The following is a 21,265-nucleotide window of genomic DNA, read 5'->3' as shown; positions in this document are numbered from 1 at the left end:
CTCAGTGGCGCGAACAGCCCGCGCCAAGGCCTCGGTACTGCAAGCGATGTAGGCGTCCGGCGCTGTCGCGGTAGAGCATCACCAGCGGCACCACGCCACAGGTGGCCGGCACCGGCGTGACGGAAAGCACCCGCTCGATGTCCAGCGGCATGCCGTAGTCGTAGCGCTCGATCGGCGGCAACTCTTTCCCGTCGTCGTCCGCCGCCTGGACCTGGGACCAGCAGGACAGCAGCAAGGCCAGCAAGAACGAGGTTTTCATGAGGTCTTTTCTCCATGCTGCGCCCCGTCGGACGAGACGCTTTGCGAATAGGCCCGGAGCAACCAGGCGAGGTCGGTGAGGATCGCGGCCAGGCGCCACTCGCCGGCGGCCGCCAGGCGGGCGCCGGCACGGCGTGCGTGCCGCGCGGCGAGCGGCGGATCGCGATGGCGGACGGCGATGGCTCGCAGTGCGCGCTCGATCCACCGCGCCTCCGCGGCGGCCGGGTCGAGCCCGGCCAGGGCGCGCCACAGGCGCCGCGACTCGCGGCCGAGTTGCAGGGATACGAAGCCCAGGCGCAGGGCCAGCGCGCTGCGCGGATGTTCCATGCCATGCAGCGCGCCCAGCTGGGCGATGCGATGCTGCTGGCGGGCCTGCCAGGCATGCGCGTCGAAACCGGCGCGACGACGCAGCAAGGCGAGGGTCTCGCGGCGCAGATGGTCGAGCAGCGACGCCGAATGCCGTTCCAGGTCCTTCGGCAGCAGGCGGTAGACCAGCAGGCTGATGCAGAGCGCCAGCACCCAGGCGCAGGACTGGTTGGCGAAGTCGCCGAAATCGAAGCGGGCGAGATTGCCGGTGGCGACCAGGGTGTTGAAGGCGATCAGGTAGGCGATTCCCTGCAACGCCCGCCTGGGCACTGTGGTGGCCTGGATACCGAACGACCAGAAGAAGGCGAGGCACAGCAGCAGCAATGGAAAACCGTTGATCAGCGGTAGCAGAAGGAATTTGCAGAGCAATGCGGCAGGTATCGCGTAGAGCGTGCCGCGAATGAAATTGCGCGTGCCCTCGGCGGGAAAGGGCGAGGCTGCCAGCAGCGTGCAGTAGGGGCCGAGCACCGCCAGCAGGGTCGGCCCCTGGTCCCACCCGCTGAGGAACCACAGGGCGCCGCCGACCAGCATCGCCAGCCAGGCTCGCGCGCCGTTGCGCAAGGCCTCGCGGTAATGTCGATGGAAGGCCGCTGGGCGGACGTCGGCGGGGGCCCGGCCGTCGAGCCGGGCGAACCCCCGCAGGGCGGCCTGCAGGTCATCCAGTTGCTCGTCGAGACGCTCCATGAACAGCCCTTCGCGACAGGCATCCGCTTGGTCTGTCGGAAGTCCGCGCCGAATCGCCGCCAGGCGACCGCGCAAGCTCGCGAGCCGTCGCGCGGCGCCGGCGAAGTCGAGCTCGCCGCGCTCCAGTTGGCCGCCCAGCAGGCACAGGTCGTCGGCCATCGGCAGCGCCAGTCCACGCTCCGCCAAGCGCCGGGCCCAATGCGTCTCGCCGGCGAAGCGGAACTCCATCAGCGTGGAAAACAGCGCCGCCAGGCCACCGCGGATCGCCGGGAGCGCAGCGCTCAGCGCCCGCGACTCGGCGCGACCGACGCCCAGCAGGTCGTCTACCGCGTAGACCTCGCCGGCCAGCGTCCGGCGACGGCGCTCCAGTTCCCCGTCAGCCGCACCGGCATGCCGCGCAGCGACCAGCGCCAGCGTCGCCGCGCAGAGCGAGACGAGACGCTGGCGCACCCGCCCGGACACGGTCCTGCGGCTGAAGAGCACGGTCACCAGGCTCAGGCAGCAGACCCCGACGATTACCGCCGAGGCGCGGGTGACGATGTGCTCGAAGGCCGCCTCGGGCTCGACCATGGCCGGTCCCAGCGCCAGGCACACGGTGTAGCCGGCGACCACCGCGGCGGTGGCGTAGAAGTGCCGGACCAGGCTCATGACGCCGACGCAGAGACCCAGCCAGAAACCCAGGGCGACGACGAACAGCAGCATCTTCTGGGCGAACAGCGCGGTCAGGACGAAGGCAGCGAGCGTGCCGACCAGGGTACCCACGGCGCGCCACCAGCCCTTGCCGACCACCGCCCCCTGCACCGGATTGATCAGCAACAGCACAGTGGACGCCGCGGAAAACGGCGAATCCAGTTGCAGGTAGAGTCCCAGGCCGAGCGCCAGAGCGGCAGCGCCGATGCTGCGCAGCACGTAGCCCAGGCTGTCGGTCCGCCAGGGCAACGGCAACGCCGCGTACCAATCGCGCCCGCCGGACGCCGACGCCGCCATCAAAGGTACTCCTGCAACCAGCGGGTCAGCCGCCAGTGCCGCGCGGTCCCCGCCTGCAGCACCTCGACACTGCCGGTCATGCCGGCGGCAAGCACCACGCCCGCCGGTACCCGGTCGAGTTCGATGCGCACCGGCACGCGCTGCGCCAGGCGTATCCAGCTGAAGTTCGGGCTGACCTGCGGCAGGCCGCTGTCGGCACGGCTTTCGTTGAGGTCGGCGACACCGCGACCGATGCTCGCGACATGGCCGTCGAGCAGCGGATCGAACCCCATCAGCTTGATCGTCGCCGGCGCGCCGACCTGTACATTGCGCAGCTTGGTTTCCTCGAAATAGCCGGTGACCCAGAAGCTTCGCCGATCGACGATGAAGATGTTGGTCCGGCCCGCCGCCGCGTAATCGCCGGGCTGCACGCGCAACTGCGTCACATAGCCGTCCACCGGTGAGCGCAACTCGCTGCGCCGCAGGTCCAGCCGAGCCTGGTCGAGCGCCGCCCCGGCGGCCTCGGCGCGGGCGCGGGCGATACGCAGGGCGCGACCGGCGTTGGCGACCTCCTCGCGCGAAACCGCGCCGGCCAACTGCATGCGTCGGCGCCATTGCTCGTCACGTTGGCGCAGTGTTTCCCGCGCCTGCTCCAGCTCCGCCTCGCGCTGGCGCACGGCCAGGCGATAGCTGCGCGGATCGATGCGGTACAGCGGATCGCCGCGGGCCACCCGCTGGTTATCTGCGACGAACACCGCCTCGACGCTGCCGGAAACTTCCGGCGCGATGCGAATCACCTGCGCGCTGACCCGCCCGTCGCGGGTCCAGGGCGCCAGCACGTAGGCTTGCCACAACTGCAACGCCAGGCACAGGGCGAGCAGGCCGCAGGCGAAGGTCGCAGCCACCTTGGAAAGACGAACGATGGACATGGGGACCTCGGCTCAGAACTTCAGCACCAGCACGGACAGCACGATGAACGACAGGAAGAAACGCAGCAGGCCGGGATGCCAGGCGCATTCCAGCCAGCGCCAGGCGAGGCGCTCCAGCAGCAGGTAGAGCGGCATCGCCAGGCACAGGTAGAGGAACAATGGCGGCACGTAGAGGCCGGAAACGGAGACTTCGCTCAGCATGCAGGGCACCAGGGTATCGAGGGCGCGGAGCGGTCGGCCGCTCCTGTCGGGTTGAGGAGCACAGGCTACGGGTCGTGGCGATTTGCAAATATCGACTACTCAGCCAGAAAATAATCGAATTCGGACAACCAAAGGACCTGCCGTGAGCCGTGAACCGCAGACCTACCTCGCCCAACGCTTCGATCCCGACGCGCTCGGCCAGCCGGCCCTGGCCCTGCAGCTGGAGGCCCGGCACAACGACACCGAAGTGCCGGTGCACCGGCATCGCAAGGGCCAGCTGGTGGTGGCCTGCCGCGGCGGCATCACCTGCACGGTGCCCGATGGCCTGTGGATGGTGCCGGCCGGGTTCGGTGTGTGGATTCCCGGCGGCATCGCCCATAGCAACCGGGTCACCGCCAACGGCAAGGTCTGCTTCCTCTTCGTCGAGCCGGGGGCGGCACGCCTGCCGAGCGACTGCTGCACCCTGGCCCTGTCGCCGCTGGTCCTCGAACTGATCCTGCACCTGAGCGCGCAACCGCAGGACTATCCGCACGACGGCCCGCTCGCACGTCTCGCCGGGGTGCTGCTGGAACTCCTGGAACAGGCGCCGACCGAACAGCTCTACCTGCCGCTGCCGGACAACCGCGGCCTGCGCCGCATCGCCGACGAACTGACCCGCGCCCCCGGCGACCGCGCCAGCATGGCCGAATGGGCCAGGCGAGTGGCGATGAGCGAGCGGTCCCTGGCGCGGATGGTGCGCCGGGAGACCGGCATGACCTTCGGCCAGTGGCGCCAGCAATTGCAGATCATCATCGCCCTGCAGCAACTGTCCGCCGGCGTTTCGGTGCAACGCACCGCCGAGATCCTCGGCTACGAGTCGGTCAGCTCGTTCATCGGCATGTTCCGCAAGGCGCTCGGCAGCCCCCCGGCCCGCTACGTGCGCGACAGCATGCGGCGGCCAGCCGACTGAACGGAGGTCGACGGAACGGCCTTGCAGTTCGTCAGCTGTTCTCCCCCGAGACTGGCACTCGAAGGCACTTCTGGGAATAATGCCGCCCTTTTTTCTCCAGGAGGATCAGATGGTTACGCACTTCTTGAGCGAATCCGGCCAGGCAGCCTGCGGGCGCGGCGACAGCAACGTGAACGGCTCGAGCGACGTCGGCCAGGTCAGTTGCAAGACCTGCCGGCGCACCAACGCCTTCGCCCAGGCCCAGGAAAACGCCGCTCCGGCCAGTGCCCCTGTCACCCCCACCGCCGCTGCGCCAGTGACCGACAAGGCCGCGCCGCGGCCGAAAGCCGAGGCCAGGCCCGCCGCCGCGCAGCGCCAGGACCGCGATGCCGCCCGCAAGGCCTGGCAGGCGCGTCTCAACGAATTGTCCGGGAAGAACCGCATGCCGCGCTCGCGGCGCCGTGCGCAAGCCTATCTCTGAGCGGTAGCGGTACTTCGCGGCGAATGTCCGCACGCGGGCATATCCGTCCTGCCCAGCACGACCGCACGTCCCCTCATCAGGCCAGGCCCTGCGCCTCCGCCAGGGCCAGGCCGTCGAGGGCGCCGGCGAGCATGTCCGGCAGATGGCGCGGCTCGTCGGCCAGCTCGGCCAACTCCGACAGCCGATGCGCCGCCGTCAGCAAGGCGATCCGCCGACGCTCCAGGCGCCGACCGCTGAAGCGCTCGTAGGCGGCGACGATGCGCTCGGTGAGGTCGGCATCGATGAACGCGGAATAGATGAATTCCTGGTGCAGCGGACCGATGCCCGCGTCGGCGAAGTCGTACACACCGTTCAACCGCCCGGCCTCGCTATCGAATGCCATGTTCCAGCCATGGCCGTCGAAGAAGCCGAAGATCGAACCCAGCGGATCGGCAGGCAGCTTGGCATATTCCCGCACCAAGCGTTCCGCGCGTTCGCGCCAGGCCGCAGGCAGCAGCGGCAAGGCGCGCCTGCGCATCGCCGCGGGCGACTCCCAGGGACGCACCGGCAAGGCTCCAACCGCCCGCATGCGCGCCGGTGGCAGTCGATGCAGCTCGGCGTAGAAGCGCCCCAGCGCATCGCCGACCGCCTGCCGTGCGGGTTCGTCCAGGCGCCGATAGTCCTCGCCCAGGAGGTAACCGCCAGGCAGTTTCTCGTGGCGGGAAAACAGCGGCGGTCCCGCAAACACCTGCGGCGCCGGCACCGCCAGGCTCACCGCCGGACGCACCAGGCGTAGCACGGCGGCCTCGCGCAGCAGCGCCGCCTCGGCCTCCGCGCCGCGCGGAAACTTGAACACCCAGCGCCCTCCGACCTCCACCGCCGTGGAATGCCAGCCCGAGGCCAGGATGGCGAAAGTGGCGTCCACCAGCTCCGGACAGGCCGCCACTATCGCCCGGCGATATTCCTCCAGGGCACGCGGTTCCTTCACCGACGACTCCGCGCGACCATCGCCACGATCGCCTCGTACAGTTCCCGCCGCGCCTCTTCCGGGGCGATCTCTTCGGTGGCGGCCGCGTGCGACAGCGCTTCGGCGGCGCCGATCATTGCGCGCAGAGCGGCGACGGTCAGCCGTCCGCCGCCGGCGAAGGGCTCCAGCACGGCGCGGCACTTGTCCATGAAGAGAACCTCGTAGTCGCGCTTGATCCGCTCCAGCTCCGGCGAGCTGGCGAGGGCCGCGACCACCCCGGGAATCTCCCGGCCTTGTTGCATCACGCAGTCGACATAGGCGCGGGCGATGACGTCAGCGCGCCCCTCCAGGGTCGCCTCGCTCGCTTCCAGGGCAGCCTCCATCAGCGCCGTCTGGCGCAGGTCGTAATCCTGGTAGAGCGCCGCCAGCAGGCCGGCGCGGGTGCCGAAGTGGTCATAGACCACCGGCTTGGTCACCCCGGCCTGCTCGGCCAGGCGACCGAGGGTCAGCGCCTCGGTGCCTTCTTCGCGGACCAGCCGCCAGGCCACCTCGAGCAACTGGCGCTGGCGCTCGTCGCGGGACAGGCGGCGGCGTGGCGACGGGTCGTCTGGGGAGTGCATTGACATAGATAACCTACTAAAAGTAACTTACTAAAGGTAACCTACAAAAGGTAGGTTTTACCCAGACTATCGACTTGCCCCCCTTCCCGCAATTCCCGGAGGAATTCGCCCATGCATGCCCTGATCGTCGTCGCCCATCACCATCCTCGCTCTCTCACCCACGCCCTCGCCGCCCACATCGCCGAAGGCGTAGTCCGCGCCGGCCATTCCGCGGAAACCGCCGATCTGGCGGCGGAAGGCTTCGAGCCGCGCTTCGGCCTGGCCGACCACGCCGTGCATCGCGGCCAGGCGTCGCCTCCCGCCGACGTCCTCGCCGAGCAGGCGCGCATCGATCGCGCCGATACCCTGGTGCTGGTCTACCCGATCTACTGGTGGTCGATGCCGGCCCTGCTCAAGGGCTGGATCGATCGCGTGTTCTCCAATGGCTGGGCCTTCGACTACAGCATCGGCGGCGACCTGCGGAAAAAGCTGCAGCGCCTGCGCGTGGTGCTGGTCGGTGTCGGCGGCGCCGATGCCGACACCTTCGAGCGGCACGGCTACGCCGGGGCGATGCGCACCCAGATCGACCATGGCATCTTCGATTACTGCGGCGCACGGGTGGTCCGTTCCGAACTGTTGCTGGAATCGGAGAGCGCCGATCCAGCCGCGCACCTGGAGCAGGCTCGGCGAATCGGCGCCGAGCTGTTCGCCAGTGCCCGGCGGCCGATGCCGGCCTGAGCCCGCCGCAGGCGACTCAGGCACGTGGCATGTGCTTGGTCACGCAATGGATGCCGCCGCCTCCGGCGGCGATGGGATCGATGTTCAGCTGGACGATGTCCCGCCCCGGATACAGGCGGCCCAGCAATTCCCCGCAGTGGCGATCGGCGCTGGCGTCGCCGAACTGCGGGGCAATCACCGCGCCGTTGATCGGCAGGTAGTTGATGTAGCCGGCGGCGAAGTCCGGGTTGTTTCGCGAGTAGTCGCGGCGCGGCTTCAGGGGCGGCGACAGGGTATGCACCTGCAGCGCGCGACCGTCGGCGTCGGTGGCTGTGCGCAGGATCTCCAGGTGTTCGCGGGTCACGGCGTAGTCGTAGGAGTCCGGGTCGTTGTCGAGATTGGCGATGACCACGCCCGGCCTGACGAAGCGCGCATAGAAGTCGACATGCGCATCGGTGATGTCCCTGCCGCGGATACCCGGCAGCCAGACGATCTTGCGCAGGCCGAGCAGGGCTTTCAATTCGGCCTCGACCTGGCCCTTGTCCATGCCGGGGTTGCGATTGTCGTTGAGCCAGCAACTTTCGGTGAGGATCGCCGTGCCACGCCCGTCCACTTCGATGCCGCCGCCCTCGCCGGTCAGTTGGCTGGCGATGTAGCGGACCTCCAGTCGCTCGCTTAGCACGCCGGCGACGCGGCTATCGTTGCCGGCCTGCTGCTTGCCGCCCCAGCCGTTGAAGTTGAAATCCACCAGGCCCGCTTCGCCCTCCCCGTTCAGCACGAAGCAGCCGCCGTAGTCGCGGACCCAGATATCGTCCAGCGGCAACGCCAGGTAGTCGATGTTGGCGCCGCCGCATGCGCGGCGCGCCGCGGCCTCCTGCGCGGGCCGGCAGAGCAGCGTGACCGGCTGGTAGCGGGCGATGGTCCTGGCCAGCAGGGCGACGCTGCGATTCACGTCCTCGGCCAGGTCCTTCCAGATCGACGGGGACGCGGCATAGGCAAGGAACACCCGTTCCTGCGGCAGGTGCTCGTCGGGCATGTGCCAGTGATCGGCCGCCGCCTGTCCACGCGGCGAGCCGAACTCCAGGCCGAGCGTGAGGGCGGCACCGAGGCCGGCGCTGGCGCCGAGTCGCTGGAGGAAATGTCTGCGGGTCATCATTTCGGGTCCTCGGGAACGGGATCGGAACGGGTGGTCTTGAAGGTAGTCCAGGCGCGCATCCGCGCCCGCATGTCGCGCTGCGGGATGTCCTGGCCGGGAAACAGCCGGGCGTAGGTCGCCGCGTCCGGATAGATGTCCGGGTTGTCGCGCATGTCGGCGGATACCAGGGCCCGCGCCCCGGCGCTGGAGGTCGGGTAGCCGGTAGCGCTGCTGATCGCGGCCATGTTCTGCGGGCGCATGATGAAGTTGATCAACGCATAGGCATATTCCGGGTGCTGCGCGTCGACCGGAATCGCCATGCTGTCCATCCACAGAGACGTGCCTTCGCGCGGCACCCGGTAGACGAAGCGCAGTGCCTTGCCGGCTTCGTCGGCGGCGCGCTGGGCCTGGATCGCATCGCCGCTGTAGCCCAGCGACAGGCAGATCTCCTCGTTCACCAGTTGCGCCACCGGCTGCGACTGGAACTTGCGAATGTAGGGCTTGATGCGCTGCAGCAAGGCCAGCGCGGCGGCCAGGTCCTGCGGCTTGCCGCTGCGCGGATCGCGCCCCAGGTAATGCAGGGCCAGCGCCAGCACTTCGTCCGGCGAGTCGATCAGGGAAATCCCGCAGTCGGCGAATCTCGCCGCCAATTCCGGCTTGAACAGCAGGTCGAGGCTGTCCAGCGGAGCGTCGGCCAGGCGCCGTTCGATCTGCTCGCGGTTGAAGGTCAGGCCGATGGTGCCCCAGGTGTAGGGCACCGCGGCGTTGCGCGAACGCGCGTAGCGGGCTTGCAGTTCGCGTAGGCCCGGCTCGATCTCGTCGAGATGCTCCAGGCGCCGGGGGTCGAGCTTCTGCAGGGCGCCGGCGCGCATCAGCCGCTCGGCCACGGTATCGCCGGGAAAGATAAGGTCGTAGCCGCTGTTCCCCGACATCAACTTGGCCTCGAGGGTCTCGCTGCTGTCCATCACGTCATAGACCACGCGGATGCCGGTTTCCCGGGTGAACGCGGCGAGGGTATCGGGCGCGAAGTAGTCGGCCCAGTTATACAGGCGCAGCACTTTCTCTTCCGCCTGGGCCACGCCCAGGCCCAGGAGCAGCGCGGCGAGCAGCGGTCGCGCGGAACGTTTCATGGGGACACCTCCCAGGCGTGTCGGCTGGCCGGGTCACGCCCGTCCAGGCTCATCAGCGGGCCATACAGCTCTGGCCGCCGGTCACGATAGACACCCCAGGCCAGGCGTTCTTCGCCTATCGCCTCGAGGTCGAGGCCACAGACCAGCACCGCCTCCTCGTCGCGGCCGGCCGCGGCGAGCAAGGCACCCTTGTGGTCGGCGATGAAGGACGAACCGTAGAACCGCATGGCCAGCGCCGGGTCGCCGCAAGCGACCTCGCGGCCGATCCGGTTGGCAGCCACCAGCGGTACCAGGTTGGCGGCGGCCTGGCCGCGCTGGGCGATCTGCCAGTGATCGCGGGAATCCAGCTGCGCGGCGCCAGGCTCGGAGCCGATGGCGGTGGGAAACAGCAGCACCTCGGCGCCCAGCAGCGCCAGGCAGCGCGCGGTCTCGGGAAACCACTGGTCCCAGCAGATGCCGACGCCGATACGGCCGACCGCGGTGTCCCAGACGCGAAAGCCGCTATCCCCCGGACTGAAATATTCCTTTTCCTGGTAGCCGATGGCGTTGGGGACGTGGGCCTTGCGGTAGACGCCGAGCAACCGGCCATCGGCGTCGGCCACCGCCAGCGAGTTGAAGCGCGCGTTGCCGGCGCGCTCGTACCAGCTGAGCGGCAGGACTACGCCAAGCTCCCGCGCCAGGCTGGAAAAGCGCGCCAGCACCCGGCTGCCACGGAAGGTTTCGGCGAGGCGCAGATAGCGATGGTCCTGCTCGATGCAGAAGTACGGGGTGGCGAACAGCTCCTGCAACAGGACCAGTTGCGCGCCCCGGGCAGCCGCTTCGCGGACCAGGCGCTCGGCGCGGTCGAGATTGTCGTCGAGATTCCAGCTACAGGCGAACTGGGTAGTGGCCAGGGTCAGGTGGCGCATCGCTCACCTCCGCGCCGGCCAGGCCGGCTGCTGCTGGGTGATGCAATGCACGCCGCCGCCGCCGTGGGCCAGGTGGTCGATGCGCACCGGCACCACCTCGCGAGCGGGGAAGGCCCGGGCCAGGGTCGCGGCGGCCGCGTCGTCGGCGGCGACACCGTAGGCCGGCATGATGATCGCGCCATTGGCGATATAGAAATTGGTGTAGGAGGCACAGAACACCCCCTCCTCCGGAGCCACTTCGCCGGCATCGAACAGTTCGATCAGCTCGAAACGCCGACCGCGGGCGTCGAGCGCCAGCTCCAGGGCGCGACGGTTCTCCCGCACCACCTCGGCGTAGGCGGAGGTGGTGTCGCGGGTGGCGTCCAGCAACAACGCGCCGGGCCGGGCGAAGGCACAGACGCCGTCGACATGGCCATCGGTCATGTCGCCTGTGACCCGGTCGGGATCGCCGGGCAGCCAGATGGTCCTGGTCACGCCGAGCAGGCGGGCGAACAATGCCTCGATCTCGGCCTTGCTCAGGCCAGGGTTGCGATTGGCATTGAGCAGCACGGACTCGGTGGTGATCAGCGTGCCCTCGCCGTCCACGTGGATGGCCCCGCCCTCGTTGGCCAGCGGCACGCCGAAACACTCCAGGCCGAGGCCATCGAGAATCCGCCGCGCCAGGCTGGCGTCCTGCGCGTAGGCGGACTTTCCACCCCAGGCGTTGAAACGCCAGCTGACACCGGCCAACCCGAGTTGCGGATGGCAGACGAAACTCGGTCCGGAATCGCGGCACCAACTGTCATCGATGGCCAGCTCGATGAGTTCGACATTGCCCGCGCACAGCTCCCCGGCCCTGTCCAGCGCGGCGGGGTCGACCACCAGTTTCACCGGTTCGAAACGCGCGATGGCGTTGGCCACTGCGGCGAAGTCCTGTTGTACGTCCGCCAGGCTCACGCCCCATTCGGACTCCCAGAGCATCCGATTGTGCGGAAAAGCCATCCAGGTGGCGGCATGGGGAGTCCATTCGGCGGGCATGCGCCAGCCTGTGTCGAGCGTATTCATGGGTCGGCTTCCAGTAAGTATTTTTTATCTGGCGGAATAGGCGTGGATTGCCTGAAGAGATGCTATGGCTAGGCATCAGGCTCAACAAACGATAAATTCTGCGCAAACCTAATTAGCCCGGCTTATCAGCAATGCTCAAACACTGGCCCCCACTGAATGCCCTTCGTGGCTTCGAAGCCGCCGCCCGCCTCGGCAGCTTCCACAAGGCCGCCGAGGAGCTGCACCTCACCCAGTCGGCGATCAGCCAGCAGATCCGCAGCCTGGAAGGCTATCTCGAGCAACCGCTGTTCTTTCGCAACGGACGCAAGGTGAGCCTGACCGACGCTGGCTTCGATCTGCTCAGCACCACCCAGTCCCTGCTCCAGCAACTGGCCGCGGGGGTCCGTCGCCTCGACCAGTACCGCAAGCCCAACCAACTGGTGGTCAATACCACCCCGGCCTTCGCCCGCCACTGGCTGGTGCCGCACCTGGGCGATTTCCATCGCCGTCACCCACAGGTGGACCTCTGGCTATTGACCACCGACGAGGTACCCGAGATGGCCAGCCAGACCATCGACGTAGCCATCCGCGACGACCTTTGCGCCCAGGCCGAATGCAGCTTTCGCTCGCTCCTCGAAGACCGCCTCTACCCCGCCTGCCATCCCGACCTGCTGGCGCTGCCGGCGGAACGGCGCGGCACCCTGCACGGCGAGCGCGAAATGGACTGGAGCCACTGGCAGGTACAGGGCGGCGCGGACGTTGGCCAACGCAGTGCCGGCCTGAACTTCTCCGACCCCGGACTGCTGCTGGAGGCCGCCACCCAGGGCCTCGGCATCGCGCTGGTCAGCCAGTTGCTGGCCGCACCCGCGCGAGCCGCCGGACAGTTGGTCGCGCTCTGCGAACAGAATGTCCGCGGGCCCGAATGGGCCTGGCTGGTGCACCGCGACAGCGAACGCAACAGCCTGACCCGGGCATTCTGCCAATGGCTGGAAGAAACCATTGGCGGAGCATCGCGCACAGCCCCCGGACGGCGCGGATAACGCTCACTCCAGGTGCATGGCGAAACCGACCCGCTGCGGGGTGAGTTCGTCGCGCAGGTCAGCGCCGGGATCAGGTGGTCGCCGCCGTTCTGCCGGCGGAACGGGATCGGCGCGCAGCGCTGCAGGTCATCGAGGCGCCGGCCGCGCCGTTCGATCCGACGCAGTCGCGGCATACCTGGCGCGTCGCCGCCACCGACTACGCCGAGTCGGCGATCCTCCTGCCGATCCTCGCCAGTCTTCGCCGCCAGGCGCCGGGCAGTCGCCTGGCGGTGCTGGACCTGGCGCCGGCGCGAATCGTCAGGCATGCGGAACGCGGCGATACGCTTCGGTCGTCGCCGCGGTTTGACGCACCGTTGCGCTTTGCCCAAGCTAGCGGGCTTCGATCAACCACCAGGAAGTCCTTGGCGTGAAGTTTCCGTTCCATCCCTGGCGCCGCCTGCTGCTCTGCGCGCTCCCTTTCGCCGCCCTGCTGACGGCATGCGACGACGGCAAGAAAGAGCCCCCGCCCAAACCCGCCGAAGTCACCACCTACAACAGCGTGCCCTGGGACGCCCTGCCGGCCACCAGCGACGCCGACCTGCTCGCCGGCTTCAATGCCTGGCGCTCGGCCTGCGCGCGGCTGGCCAAGGACCCGGTATGGGGCGAGCCCTGTGCGAGCGCCACGACGGTCGCCGCCGATCCGACGGCTGTGCGCGCGTTCCTCCAGGAGCGGATGCAGGTCTATAGCCTGCGTTCCTCCAGCAACGGCGACCAGGGCCTGATCACCGGCTACTACGAACCGGTCTACCACGGCAGCCTGAGCCAGGGCGAAAAAACCCCGGTGCCGGTCTACGGCGTACCGGACGACCTGGTGGTGGTCGCGCTGGAAAGCGTCTACCCGGAACTCAAGGGCAAGCGCCTGCGCGGACGCCTGGAAGGCCGGGTGCTGAAACCCTACGACGACGCCGCGACGATCCGCGACAACGGCTCCAGCGCGCCGGTGCTCGCCTGGCTGGGCGACCCGATGGACCTGCAGTTCCTGCAGATCCAGGGTTCCGGGCGCATCCAGCTGGAAGACGGCCGGCAACTGCGCATCGGCTACGGCGACCAGAATGGCCACCCGTACAAGCCGGTCGGCCGCTGGCTGGTCGAGCAGGGCCTGGTGCCGAAGGAAGAGATCAGCATGAAGCGCATCCGCGACTGGGCCGAGGCCAATCCGCAGCGGGTCTCCGAACTGCTGGCGAGCAATCCCAGCTTCGTGTTCTTCAGCCTGCGCCCGGACAGCGACGAAGGTCCGCGCGGCTCGCTGAACGTACCGCTGACCGACGGCTACAGCGTAGCCATCGACCGCAAGGTGATTCCGCTGGGCAGCCTGATGTGGCTGTCCACCACTCGCCCTGACGACGGCAGCGCGGTGGTCCGTCCGGTGGCGGCCCAGGATACCGGCGGGGCCATCGTCGGCGAGGTCCGCGCCGATCTGTTCTGGGGCACCGGCGACGCCGCCGGCGAACTCGCCGGACACATGAAGCAGCCGGGCCGGCTCTGGCTGCTATGGCCCAAGGGTGCGCCGCTGCCCGCCTCCTGAAAACCTCCGGCCGGTGCCTACGCACCCGGCCGGGACGGCTGGCCAACGCAACGCCAGCGAGCGCCCGACACCGCCGACCAGCATCGACGGCGCCGGGCGCGCTTGCGGCAGCAACCATTCAAGCGATGAATGACGCCGCAGAATCTTCTGTGATGATCGCCGCGCCAGCCGGACCTCCGCGCCTCGCCGCAGCGGCCAGGCCCCCCGACACCACCTGTCCGTGCTACCCCCGGCAGGCGTAGCCGCGGCCGCCTGCCTCGGCAAAAAGCCATCAGCCGGCGCGCTTCGACACCCCTCATACCGCCCTTTCGCCAACTACCAATTCTCATAGTTGTGAGGGGAAATTTGTATCTTATTTTAAATACCCACGAAACATATAAAAACACACACAGCGAAACACTTCGGAAACCCAACGCAAGGTGGAAGTGCAATGCGTGACCGTGAATCCATTCTCATCGCTTTTCTCTCTTTCCTGACGATAAGACTGCATGGCAGCAGTTGACTGCCCTTGAGTCGACGGCACTCCGTATTTCCATAACGTTTTTTCCGGGCAAGGCGCCTCGACGCTTGCCGCTCGCGTGAGCGAGCCGGTGGGCGGCGGACGACTGGCAGTTCCCGGGAAGACTCGGCCGCCGTCCTTACGAAAAACCAAAAACCCTTCATTTAGCCGAAGAAGCCGGCAGATGGACTCATTTTTTCGAAAAAAGGCGATCGCCAGAATGTCCCAGAACTCCCTGCTCGACCTGTACGCGCACCCAACGGTGGTGGCCCGCTTCAGCGAAATGGCAGCGCTTCATCCCCATCGCGAAGCCATCAGGGACCGTTTCGGAAGTGTCGACTATCGGAAACTCCTGCATAGCGCCGAACAACTTTCAGACTATCTTCTCGAGCATTATCCGCAGCCGGGAGTTTGTCTTGGAGTGTACGGCGAATATTCTCGGGAAAGCATTGTCTGCCTGCTCGCCATACTATTATCCGGCCATCACTACTTATATATAGACCTGAAACAACCGGCGGCCTGGAATGCAGAGTTGTGCCGGCAGGTCGACTGCCGCCTGATCCTCGACTGCTCGACCACGCCGACGCCCGCCAACGGTCTTCCCTGCGTCCCGGTCAGGCACCTGCCTGCCGCTCCAGCCTCGGTCGCCCGGCCATGCTTCGCGGCGGACCAGATCGCCTACATCAACTTCTCCTCGGGCACCACCGGCCGCCCGAAAGCCATCGCCTGCACCCACGCCGGCATTACCCGTCTGTGCCTGGGCCAGTCGTTCCTCGCGTTCGCTCCGCAGATGCGCTTCCTGGTCAACTCGCCGCTGTCCTTCGATGCGGCGACCCTGGAGATCTGGGGCGCGCTGCTCAACGGCGGCTGCTGCGTGCTGAACGACCTCGGCCCCCTCGACCCGGGCGTGCTGCGCCGGCTGATCGACGAGCGCGGAGCCGACAGCGCCTGGCTCACCGCCTCGCTGTTCAACACCCTGGTGGACCTCGACCCGGACTGCCTCGGCGGCCTTCGCCAGTTGCTCACCGGCGGCGACATCCTCTCGGTGCCGCACGTGCGCCGGGCGCTGCTGCGGCATCCGCGACTGCACCTGGTGAATGGCTACGGACCGACGGAGAACACCACCTTCACCTGCTGCCATGTCGTCACCAACGACGACCTCGAGGAAGACGACATCCCCATCGGCAAGGCCATCGCCGGCACCGCGGTGCTCCTGCTCGACGAGCACGGACAGGAGATCGCCGAGCCCGACCGGGCCGGGGAGATCGTCGCCTTCGGCGCCGGCCTGGCGCAGGGTTATCGGAACGATGCGACGCGCACCCGCGCCAGCTTCGTCGAGTTGCCCTATCGCGGCCGCCTGCTGCGTGCCTACCGTACCGGCGACCGCGCTCGCTACGACGAGCAGGGTCGGCTGCGCTTCATCGGCCGCGGCGATGGCCAGGTCAAGCTGAACGGCTATCGCCTCGACCTCCCCGCCCTGGAACAGCGCTTGCGCCGCCAGCCGGGCATCCTCGACTGCGCCCTGCTGGTCCGCGAGCGCAACGGCGTCAAGCAACTGCTCTGCGCCTGGACGGGAAAAGCCGACGCCAGCCCGCAGGCCCTGCTCCGCCAACTGCCCACCTGGCAGCGCCCGCATGCCTGCGTCCGGGTCGAGGCCTTGCCCTTGACGGCGCACGGCAAGCTGGACCGCGCCGCCCTGCTGCGCCGCCTGGAAGAACCGCTGGAGCGCTGCGCCAGCGCGCTCGATCCCGACCAACGCGGCTGCGCGCAGCTGTGGAGCGAATTGCTGGGTTGCGAGGTCGGCGCCGCCGACCAGGATTTCTTCCTCTGCGGCGGCAACTCGTTGCTCGCCCTGCAACTGGTCGCCCTCTGTCAATCGGCAGGTGCGGGAGCAAACCTGGGACTCGCCGACTTGCAGGCAAACTCGCGCCTCGACCAGTTCAGCCGTCTCCTGCGCAGCCACGGCCTGGCGCCGGAGCGTCTGCTGGAACGGGCGGCGACGCCGGAGCAGCCGCTGGTGCTGTCGAGGAGCGCGGCATGAACGTCGGTCTCTCCGCGGAGGTGCGCTACCACTGGTTCCGCGAGCACCTGGTGGTGGTCGGCGATTGGCACCGCCTGTCCCCCTCCGAGCGCGACCGCCTGCGGCACCAACCGATGCCGGATGAGGCCGCGCAGTCCTTGCGCGTCGACCTGTCGCCCTGGTCCTGCGGGATGGTCTTCAGCGAGCTGCTCGGCGCCGACCTGACCCGCTTCGGCCTCTGCTACCTGGCTCCGGCCGAGGTGCCGGCATCCGACCTGACGCGCCTGGGTCGGCGCCTGCGCGAAGAGTTCCCGTTGCTCGACAGCCAGGTGGACAGCGGCGCGGAAGGTTTCGAACTGGTCGTCCACGGGCGGCCCGAGGAGAGCCCGGCGCTGGAAGTCGGCCCCTTCGCCGACGAAGACGCGCTCATCGCAGCGCTGCTGCAACACCCGCATTCCCTGTTCGAGCGCGGCCTGCTGCGACTGTTCCACGGGCGCTGCGGAGGACGTGCGCGCTGGGGCGTCTGGCTGCATCACCTGGTCGCCGACGCCGACTTCGCCAGCGTGCTGCTGGCCCGCCTGGCCGTGCTCAACGCCGACCCCACGACCGAAGCGGCGGCCCCCGAGTTCGGCTTCCTCCAGCAGCAATGGCGCCTGGAGCGCCAGCTGCGCGAGCGCAGGACCAGGCTGGAAGACTACTGGAGCGAGCGCGGCGAGGCGTTCCGTGAACTGGCGAGCCTGCCCTGGGCGGAGCGCGCCAGCCATTGCGAGGATTTCCGCTTGGCCGCCACGCCAGGAGACGGCGAAGCCGCCCTGCTGACCCGGCTCGCCTGCGCCCTGGCTCTCGCCCTGGCCAGCCAGGGCGCCACCGGCAAGGTCCTGGCGCTGACCCCGGTCAGCCTGCGCAGTCGCCGAGGCACGGCGGTTTCCGGTTGCTGGCTGAACCTGGTGCCGCTGTTGCTGGACGCCGCGATCGCCGAGGACACCTTCGAACGACACAGGCTCGAGGCCTTCGAGCACAGCCTGCTGCCGGCAGAGGCCATCGCCGAACGGGCCGGACTGCGCTATGCCGACGCCCAGGTGATGATCAATGTCATCGACCAGCCGTTCCGCAGCGCCGGGTTCATCCACCGGCCGACACTGAAGAGCCGCCTGCCGCTGACCCTGACCCTGGTCCGGCGCGACGACGGCGGCTGGGACGCCAGCCTGGCCAGCCGCTTCGGCCGCGAACGGACCCTGGCGCTGGCGGCGGCCATGGCCGAGGCGCTGCGCCCATGCTGATCCTGCTGCCTGACTTCATCGGCCACCCGAGCTGCTTCCGCGGGCTGCTGGCACGCCTCGGCGCAACGGACTGCCGGCCGGTCGACTACCACCGGCTGGATGCCTACGCCAGCATCGAAGCCCTCGCCAGCCAGGTACTCGACGGCCTGGCGGAAGAACCGGACTGGCTGATCGGCTATTCCTTCGGCGGCCTGGTCGGCTACGAGATGGCCCGCCAGTTGCCGGCCAGCCGCCTGCTGATGATCGACAGCCACCTGCCCTGGCCGGCCCTGCGGCGAATGCCTCCGAGCGAGCAATACCAGCGCTGGCTGAGCGCCGAGATGCGCGAATGGATCGCCCTGATGAGCGAGCTTGGCGAACTGCGCGAAGAGGTCCTGCTGCGCAATGTCGAGCTGTTCGGCCGCTGGCAGCCCCGCCATCGCCTCGCCCGCGCCAGCTGGGTGCGCTGCCGGGACGACGCCGGCCGCGACCCGGCCGCCGAACGCTGGTGCGACCTGATCGAGCAGCTCGACACCTTCCCCTGCGAGCGTCCGCACCACCTGGCCCTGCAGGACCCGGCGGTGATCGATTTCATCGTCCACACCGTCAGCAAGGAGTCCGTCCAATGAAACACTATCGGCAGGTGGTATCCCCGCAATTGCGCCAACAGGCGCTGGACTGGATCCTCGCCGCGGCGCAGCGGCCGGACCCGGCGCTGGAACCGGAATTCGACATCGCCGACGACGAGCGCCGCGAGGCGAAGAAGGTGCGCAACCTGCACCGCCACGATCCGCTCTTCTGGGACGACTGGTTCGCCCGTTCCGGGCTCGACGCGCTGGTCCGCGACCATCTGCGCAAGCCGCGCCTGCTGCGCCACGCGGCGTTCATCAAGCGCCATGCCGACGAGTCCTACATCCCGCTGCACCAGGACATCGCGCTGTGGGAGAAGCGCTACGAAAGCGCGCAGACCTTCTGGGTCGCCCTGACCCCATCGCGGAACGACAACGGCGGGATGTTCTATTACCCCGACGACCGCACCATCTTCCCCCACGAGTTCGACCTCGCCTACCCGATGTTCAAGTGCATCGACCTCCAGGCCAACGGCATTTCCCGCGAGCAACTGGTGGATGCCGAGCTGGACGCCGGCGACGTCCTGGTCTGGCCCGCCCGCACCGCACATGGCAGCCACAACAACCGCAGCGGCCAGCTGCGCATCGGCATGCCGATCGTCTTCGTCGACGACGACGAATTCCACCAACTGAATCGAGAGGACAGCATGAAAACCTGGATCGCTTCCAACCTGAAAAGCGTGTTCCCGGACGAGGCAATCACCGAGGACAACCTCGACCACTATCTTCCGCAGCTGTGCGACTACTCGCTGAAGATGGTCACCTTCCTCGCCCGTTTCTCCCGCCAGTTCGGCCATGCGCCGAAGATCCACGACTTCATCAGGGAGCCGCGGCTGGCGACGCTGTCGGCCTCGGACGCGGGAGCGAGACGATGATCCGGGTCATCGACTGCACCCTGCGCGAGGGGTGCCAGGCCCGCCAGTGCAGCTTCGACAGCGCGCAGTCGGTCCAGCTGGCGAGGGAAATCGCGGCGCTGGGGGTGGATATGATCGAGTGCGGCCACCCGCGGATTTCCGCGGACGAACGCGAGCGGGTACGCGCCGTGGTGGCGGCGGTTTCCACGCCGGTGCTGGCCCACGCCCGGGCGCGCCGGGAGGATATCGACGCGGTGCTGGAAACCGGTGCCCAGTGGGTCGGGCTGTTCGCCTCGATCAACGCGATCTCGCTGGAAACCAAGTTCAAGGGCATGAACCGCGAGGAGGTGCTCGAACTGTTCCACGACGCGATCCGCTACGCCCGCGAACGCGGCCTGCGGGTCCGGGCCACGGTGGAAGACGCCGCGCGCACCTCGGTCAGCGACCTGGTCAGCATGATCGCCACCGCGCGCGACGCCGGCGCCGATCGCATCTGCTTCGCCGACAGCGTCGGCATCCTGCTGCCGGACGAGACCTTCGACGTGCTCTCTCTGCTGCGCCACGAGTTCCCCGACGTGGTCTTCGAGTACCACGTGCACAACGACCGCGGCCTGGCCCTGGGCAACACCCTGGCGGCGATCCAGGCCGGGGTCCAGTGGCACTCGGCGAGCTGCAACGGGATCGGCGAACGCGCCGGGATCACCGATACCTTCCAGTTGCTGACCCTGCTGCACACCAAGTTCGCCGCCGACCGCTTCAACCTGAAGAACGTCCTCGCGGTCTCCGAGCTGGTCGAGGCGCACAGCCGGATCAAGCGTTCGCCGATGCACCCGGTGGTCGGCGAGAACGCCTTCGTCCATGTCGCCCGCCTGCACCAGCTGGCCATGCAGGAAAACCAAGACGCCTACAGCGCCTTCGATCCGGAACTGATCAACGGCCGCGTCTCGCTGCAACGCTACACGCCGATGCACCGCCAATCCCTATTCCTCACGCCTTTCGAGAAGTCCGCCAGCGAACTGAAGTACCACCGCCACGGCCCCGGCAAGCGCTTCGTCATGCTCGACCGGCGCCTGCTCGACGGCTCGCCGTTCTACTTCATCGCCCGCCAGTTCCACGACGTCGGCGACGGCGGGCCGGGCCACGTCGACAGCCACGTACACAACTGCGACTCGGTGTTCCTGTTCCTCGGCAGCGACGAGGACTACCGCGGCCTGGAGGTGGAAGTCCTGCTCGGCGGCCAACTGCGCCGTTTGCAGAGCCCGGCCAGCGTGTTCATCCCCGCCGGCGTCGAGCACAGCTACCGCTACCTCGGCGGCAGCGGCACCTACATCAATTTCGTCCACAAGGGCGATTACCACGAGAGCCTACTGGAGATTACCCAATGAAGCAGTTCGACAAGCACGCAGACGCCTACAACGTGGTCCGCGGCAAGATCGCCTATCCGGATTCGCTCTACCGCAACCTCGCCGAACGCGCCCCGGCACGCGAAGCGGCGCTGGACATCGGCTGCGGTAACGGCGTCTCGACCGTCCGCCTGCAACCCTGGTTCCGCTACGTGGAAGGCAGCGACCTGGGCGAGGCGCTGATCGCCAAGGCCCGCGAGAACTACCCGGAGATCCGCTTCAGCGTGTCGCCGGCGGAAACCTTCGCGCCGCAACGCCGCTTCGACCTGGTCACCAGCGCCACCTCCTTCTACTGGATGGACCGCAAGCAGGTGCTGACGCGCATGGCCGACTGGCTGACACCCGGCGGGCTGTTCTGCGCCTACAAGTACGACTTCCCGATCGCCTACGGGCCGCTGCGCGACTTCATCGAGCACGAACTGGTGAACAAGTGGGCCAAACACCGCGACCCGCGCCTGACCCGCTATGACGACACCCTGGAGATCATGGGCAGTTGCCCGCACCTGCGCGACTGCCGCCGCGAAGTGTTCGCCAACATCATCTTCCTCAGCCCGGAGGAGGTCGCGCTGTTCTTCCTCTCCACCAGCTACGTGACCCGCTACATCGAGCAGGAAGGCGGCGAAGACTACGCCGACCGCTTCATCGCCGCGGTGCGCGAGATCGAGCGCGCGCCGCAGGTGGCGGTGAACTTCGACATCCACGCCTTCACCGCGCTGAATCGCTGAG

21 protein-coding genes and 2 pseudogenes are annotated in these 21,265 nt (G+C 68.1%); 12 read left to right on the top strand and 11 right to left on the bottom strand.

Annotation, left to right across the window (positions count from 1 at the left end; translation table 11 throughout):
- Position 1 precedes the first annotated feature (1 nt).
- From LT948_RS02975 to LT948_RS02960, 4 genes are read right to left on the bottom strand one after another with little or no spacing between them, the layout of a single operon-like run.
- On the bottom strand, positions 2-259 hold the full coding sequence (locus LT948_RS02975) for a DUF2790 domain-containing protein (protein ID WP_003107483.1): 258 nt from the start codon (positions 257-259) through the stop codon (positions 2-4).
- Positions 256-2,295, bottom strand: coding sequence for an FUSC family protein (locus LT948_RS02970; RefSeq protein WP_003133648.1), 2,040 nt, complete (start codon positions 2,293-2,295; stop codon positions 256-258). Before LT948_RS02970 ends, LT948_RS02975 begins: the two co-directional genes overlap by 4 nt.
- Positions 2,295-3,203 carry an efflux RND transporter periplasmic adaptor subunit gene (locus LT948_RS02965; RefSeq protein WP_003112442.1) on the bottom strand — a complete coding sequence of 303 codons (909 nt, stop codon included), beginning with the start codon at positions 3,201-3,203 and terminating at the stop codon, positions 2,295-2,297. The genes LT948_RS02970 and LT948_RS02965 overlap by 1 nt, the downstream gene beginning before the upstream one ends.
- Positions 3,204-3,215: 12 nt before the next feature.
- Positions 3,216-3,413, bottom strand: coding sequence for a DUF1656 domain-containing protein (locus LT948_RS02960; protein WP_003082517.1), 198 nt, complete (start codon positions 3,411-3,413; stop codon positions 3,216-3,218).
- A gap of 133 nt (positions 3,414-3,546) precedes the next feature.
- Between LT948_RS02960 and LT948_RS02955 the strand changes: the two genes are divergently transcribed.
- Both LT948_RS02955 and LT948_RS02950 read left to right on the top strand, forming a co-directional pair.
- Positions 3,547-4,353 (top strand): AraC family transcriptional regulator, encoded by an 807-nt coding sequence (locus LT948_RS02955; RefSeq protein WP_003082516.1) that lies wholly within the window; start codon positions 3,547-3,549, stop codon positions 4,351-4,353.
- Positions 4,354-4,462: 109 nt separating this feature from the next.
- Entirely contained in the window at positions 4,463-4,813 is a 351-nt protein-coding gene (locus LT948_RS02950) for a hypothetical protein (protein ID WP_003086702.1), read from the top strand.
- 76 nt (positions 4,814-4,889) lie between these two features.
- Here the strand turns inward: LT948_RS02950 and LT948_RS02945 are convergent, their stop codons facing one another.
- Together LT948_RS02945 and LT948_RS02940 are read right to left on the bottom strand one after the other, a co-directional pair.
- Positions 4,890-5,738 (bottom strand): aminoglycoside phosphotransferase family protein, encoded by an 849-nt coding sequence (locus LT948_RS02945; protein WP_003133650.1) that lies wholly within the window; start codon positions 5,736-5,738, stop codon positions 4,890-4,892.
- Between the two features lie 38 nt (positions 5,739-5,776).
- Positions 5,777-6,385, bottom strand: a complete 609-nt coding sequence (locus LT948_RS02940) for a TetR/AcrR family transcriptional regulator (RefSeq protein ID WP_003133652.1) — start codon at positions 6,383-6,385, stop codon at positions 5,777-5,779.
- A 105-nt stretch (positions 6,386-6,490) separates the two neighbouring features.
- Between LT948_RS02940 and LT948_RS02935 the strand changes: the two genes are divergently transcribed.
- Positions 6,491-7,096: an NAD(P)H-dependent oxidoreductase gene (locus LT948_RS02935; RefSeq protein WP_003133653.1), complete on the top strand. Its 606-nt coding sequence runs from the start codon at positions 6,491-6,493 to the stop codon at positions 7,094-7,096.
- A 16-nt stretch (positions 7,097-7,112) separates the two neighbouring features.
- On the opposite strand, the gene LT948_RS02930 is transcribed toward LT948_RS02935, so the two are convergent.
- Genes LT948_RS02930 through LT948_RS02915 form a run of 4 tightly spaced genes read right to left on the bottom strand, consistent with a single transcriptional unit; the run spans position 7,113 to position 11,292 of the window.
- Positions 7,113-8,231: an agmatine deiminase family protein gene (locus tag LT948_RS02930; RefSeq protein ID WP_023094820.1), complete on the bottom strand. Its 1,119-nt coding sequence runs from the start codon at positions 8,229-8,231 to the stop codon at positions 7,113-7,115.
- A complete protein-coding gene (locus LT948_RS02925; protein WP_103119335.1) occupies positions 8,228-9,340 on the bottom strand; it encodes an extracellular solute-binding protein in 1,113 nt (370 codons plus the stop codon). The genes LT948_RS02930 and LT948_RS02925 overlap by 4 nt, the downstream gene beginning before the upstream one ends.
- Positions 9,337-10,248 carry an N-carbamoylputrescine amidase gene (gene aguB / locus LT948_RS02920; RefSeq protein WP_022580209.1) on the bottom strand — a complete coding sequence of 304 codons (912 nt, stop codon included), beginning with the start codon at positions 10,246-10,248 and terminating at the stop codon, positions 9,337-9,339. Before aguB ends, LT948_RS02925 begins: the two co-directional genes overlap by 4 nt.
- 3 nt (positions 10,249-10,251) lie before the next feature.
- Positions 10,252-11,292 (bottom strand): agmatine deiminase family protein, encoded by a 1,041-nt coding sequence (locus LT948_RS02915; RefSeq protein WP_003086692.1) that lies wholly within the window; start codon positions 11,290-11,292, stop codon positions 10,252-10,254.
- 131 nt (positions 11,293-11,423) lie between these two features.
- Here LT948_RS02915 and LT948_RS02910 point away from each other — a divergent pair, with 131 nt between their 5' ends.
- Positions 11,424-12,311 (top strand): LysR substrate-binding domain-containing protein, encoded by an 888-nt coding sequence (locus LT948_RS02910; RefSeq protein ID WP_003133659.1) that lies wholly within the window; start codon positions 11,424-11,426, stop codon positions 12,309-12,311.
- Positions 12,312-12,314: 3 nt separating this feature from the next.
- On the opposite strand, the pseudogene LT948_RS02905 reads toward LT948_RS02910, so the two are convergent.
- Positions 12,315-12,463, bottom strand: a pseudogene (locus LT948_RS02905) (hypothetical protein); the annotation flags it as partial.
- On the opposite strand from LT948_RS02905, the pseudogene LT948_RS02900 reads away from it, so the two are divergent.
- The 8 genes and pseudogenes from LT948_RS02900 to LT948_RS02865 all read left to right on the top strand — a co-directional run.
- Positions 12,446-12,631 (top strand): annotated as a pseudogene (locus LT948_RS02900) (LysR family transcriptional regulator); the annotation flags it as partial. The pseudogenes LT948_RS02905 and LT948_RS02900 overlap by 18 nt on opposite strands.
- An 86-nt stretch (positions 12,632-12,717) precedes the next feature.
- Complete coding sequence (mltA, locus tag LT948_RS02895; protein ID WP_003082509.1) at positions 12,718-13,875, top strand: murein transglycosylase A; 1,158 nt, start codon at positions 12,718-12,720, stop codon at positions 13,873-13,875.
- A 719-nt stretch (positions 13,876-14,594) separates the two neighbouring features.
- On the top strand, positions 14,595-16,415 hold the full coding sequence (locus LT948_RS02890; RefSeq protein WP_170869351.1) for a non-ribosomal peptide synthetase: 1,821 nt from the start codon (positions 14,595-14,597) through the stop codon (positions 16,413-16,415).
- On the top strand, positions 16,412-17,674 hold the full coding sequence (locus tag LT948_RS02885) for a hypothetical protein (RefSeq protein WP_034036092.1): 1,263 nt from the start codon (positions 16,412-16,414) through the stop codon (positions 17,672-17,674). The genes LT948_RS02890 and LT948_RS02885 overlap by 4 nt, the downstream gene beginning before the upstream one ends.
- Positions 17,668-18,282: an alpha/beta fold hydrolase gene (locus LT948_RS02880; RefSeq protein ID WP_003133668.1), complete on the top strand. Its 615-nt coding sequence runs from the start codon at positions 17,668-17,670 to the stop codon at positions 18,280-18,282. The genes LT948_RS02885 and LT948_RS02880 overlap by 7 nt, the downstream gene beginning before the upstream one ends.
- Positions 18,279-19,157: a phytanoyl-CoA dioxygenase family protein gene (locus LT948_RS02875; protein WP_003116358.1), complete on the top strand. Its 879-nt coding sequence runs from the start codon at positions 18,279-18,281 to the stop codon at positions 19,155-19,157. The genes LT948_RS02880 and LT948_RS02875 overlap by 4 nt, the downstream gene beginning before the upstream one ends.
- On the top strand, positions 19,154-20,521 hold the full coding sequence (locus LT948_RS02870; protein WP_003086676.1) for a 2-isopropylmalate synthase: 1,368 nt from the start codon (positions 19,154-19,156) through the stop codon (positions 20,519-20,521). Before LT948_RS02875 ends, LT948_RS02870 begins: the two co-directional genes overlap by 4 nt.
- Positions 20,518-21,264 carry a class I SAM-dependent methyltransferase gene (locus LT948_RS02865; RefSeq protein WP_003086673.1) on the top strand — a complete coding sequence of 249 codons (747 nt, stop codon included), beginning with the start codon at positions 20,518-20,520 and terminating at the stop codon, positions 21,262-21,264. The genes LT948_RS02870 and LT948_RS02865 overlap by 4 nt, the downstream gene beginning before the upstream one ends.
- Position 21,265: the final 1 nt, after the last annotated feature.

It is taken from the genome of Pseudomonas sp. CP-1, from assembly GCF_021213715.1.
Taxonomy (GTDB): Bacteria; Pseudomonadota; Gammaproteobacteria; order Pseudomonadales; family Pseudomonadaceae; genus Pseudomonas; species Pseudomonas aeruginosa.
This window is presented reverse-complemented; position numbering and strand designations above follow the sequence as displayed.

What these genes read in the sequence shown, in the direction of transcription:
- LT948_RS02975 (WP_003107483.1), bottom strand. Translation starts at nt 259, where the DNA reads ATGAAAACCTCGTTCTTGCTGGCCTTGCTGCTGTCCTGCTGGTCCCAG.
- LT948_RS02970 (WP_003133648.1), bottom strand. Translation starts at nt 2,295, where the DNA reads ATGGCGGCGTCGGCGTCCGGCGGGCGCGATTGGTACGCGGCGTTGCCG.
- LT948_RS02965 (WP_003112442.1), bottom strand. Translation starts at nt 3,203, where the DNA reads ATGTCCATCGTTCGTCTTTCCAAGGTGGCTGCGACCTTCGCCTGCGGC.
- LT948_RS02950 (WP_003086702.1), top strand. Translation starts at nt 4,463, where the DNA reads ATGGTTACGCACTTCTTGAGCGAATCCGGCCAGGCAGCCTGCGGGCGC.
- LT948_RS02940 (WP_003133652.1), bottom strand. Translation starts at nt 6,385, where the DNA reads ATGTCAATGCACTCCCCAGACGACCCGTCGCCACGCCGCCGCCTGTCC.
- LT948_RS02935 (WP_003133653.1), top strand. Translation starts at nt 6,491, where the DNA reads ATGCATGCCCTGATCGTCGTCGCCCATCACCATCCTCGCTCTCTCACC.
- LT948_RS02930 (WP_023094820.1), bottom strand. Translation starts at nt 8,231, where the DNA reads ATGATGACCCGCAGACATTTCCTCCAGCGACTCGGCGCCAGCGCCGGC.
- LT948_RS02925 (WP_103119335.1), bottom strand. Translation starts at nt 9,340, where the DNA reads ATGAAACGTTCCGCGCGACCGCTGCTCGCCGCGCTGCTCCTGGGCCTG.
- aguB (WP_022580209.1), bottom strand. Translation starts at nt 10,248, where the DNA reads ATGCGCCACCTGACCCTGGCCACTACCCAGTTCGCCTGTAGCTGGAAT.
- LT948_RS02915 (WP_003086692.1), bottom strand. Translation starts at nt 11,292, where the DNA reads ATGAATACGCTCGACACAGGCTGGCGCATGCCCGCCGAATGGACTCCC.
- LT948_RS02910 (WP_003133659.1), top strand. Translation starts at nt 11,424, where the DNA reads ATGCTCAAACACTGGCCCCCACTGAATGCCCTTCGTGGCTTCGAAGCC.
- LT948_RS02890 (WP_170869351.1), top strand. Translation starts at nt 14,595, where the DNA reads ATGTCCCAGAACTCCCTGCTCGACCTGTACGCGCACCCAACGGTGGTG.
- LT948_RS02885 (WP_034036092.1), top strand. Translation starts at nt 16,412, where the DNA reads ATGAACGTCGGTCTCTCCGCGGAGGTGCGCTACCACTGGTTCCGCGAG.
- LT948_RS02880 (WP_003133668.1), top strand. Translation starts at nt 17,668, where the DNA reads ATGCTGATCCTGCTGCCTGACTTCATCGGCCACCCGAGCTGCTTCCGC.
- LT948_RS02875 (WP_003116358.1), top strand. Translation starts at nt 18,279, where the DNA reads ATGAAACACTATCGGCAGGTGGTATCCCCGCAATTGCGCCAACAGGCG.
- LT948_RS02870 (WP_003086676.1), top strand. Translation starts at nt 19,154, where the DNA reads ATGATCCGGGTCATCGACTGCACCCTGCGCGAGGGGTGCCAGGCCCGC.
- LT948_RS02865 (WP_003086673.1), top strand. Translation starts at nt 20,518, where the DNA reads ATGAAGCAGTTCGACAAGCACGCAGACGCCTACAACGTGGTCCGCGGC.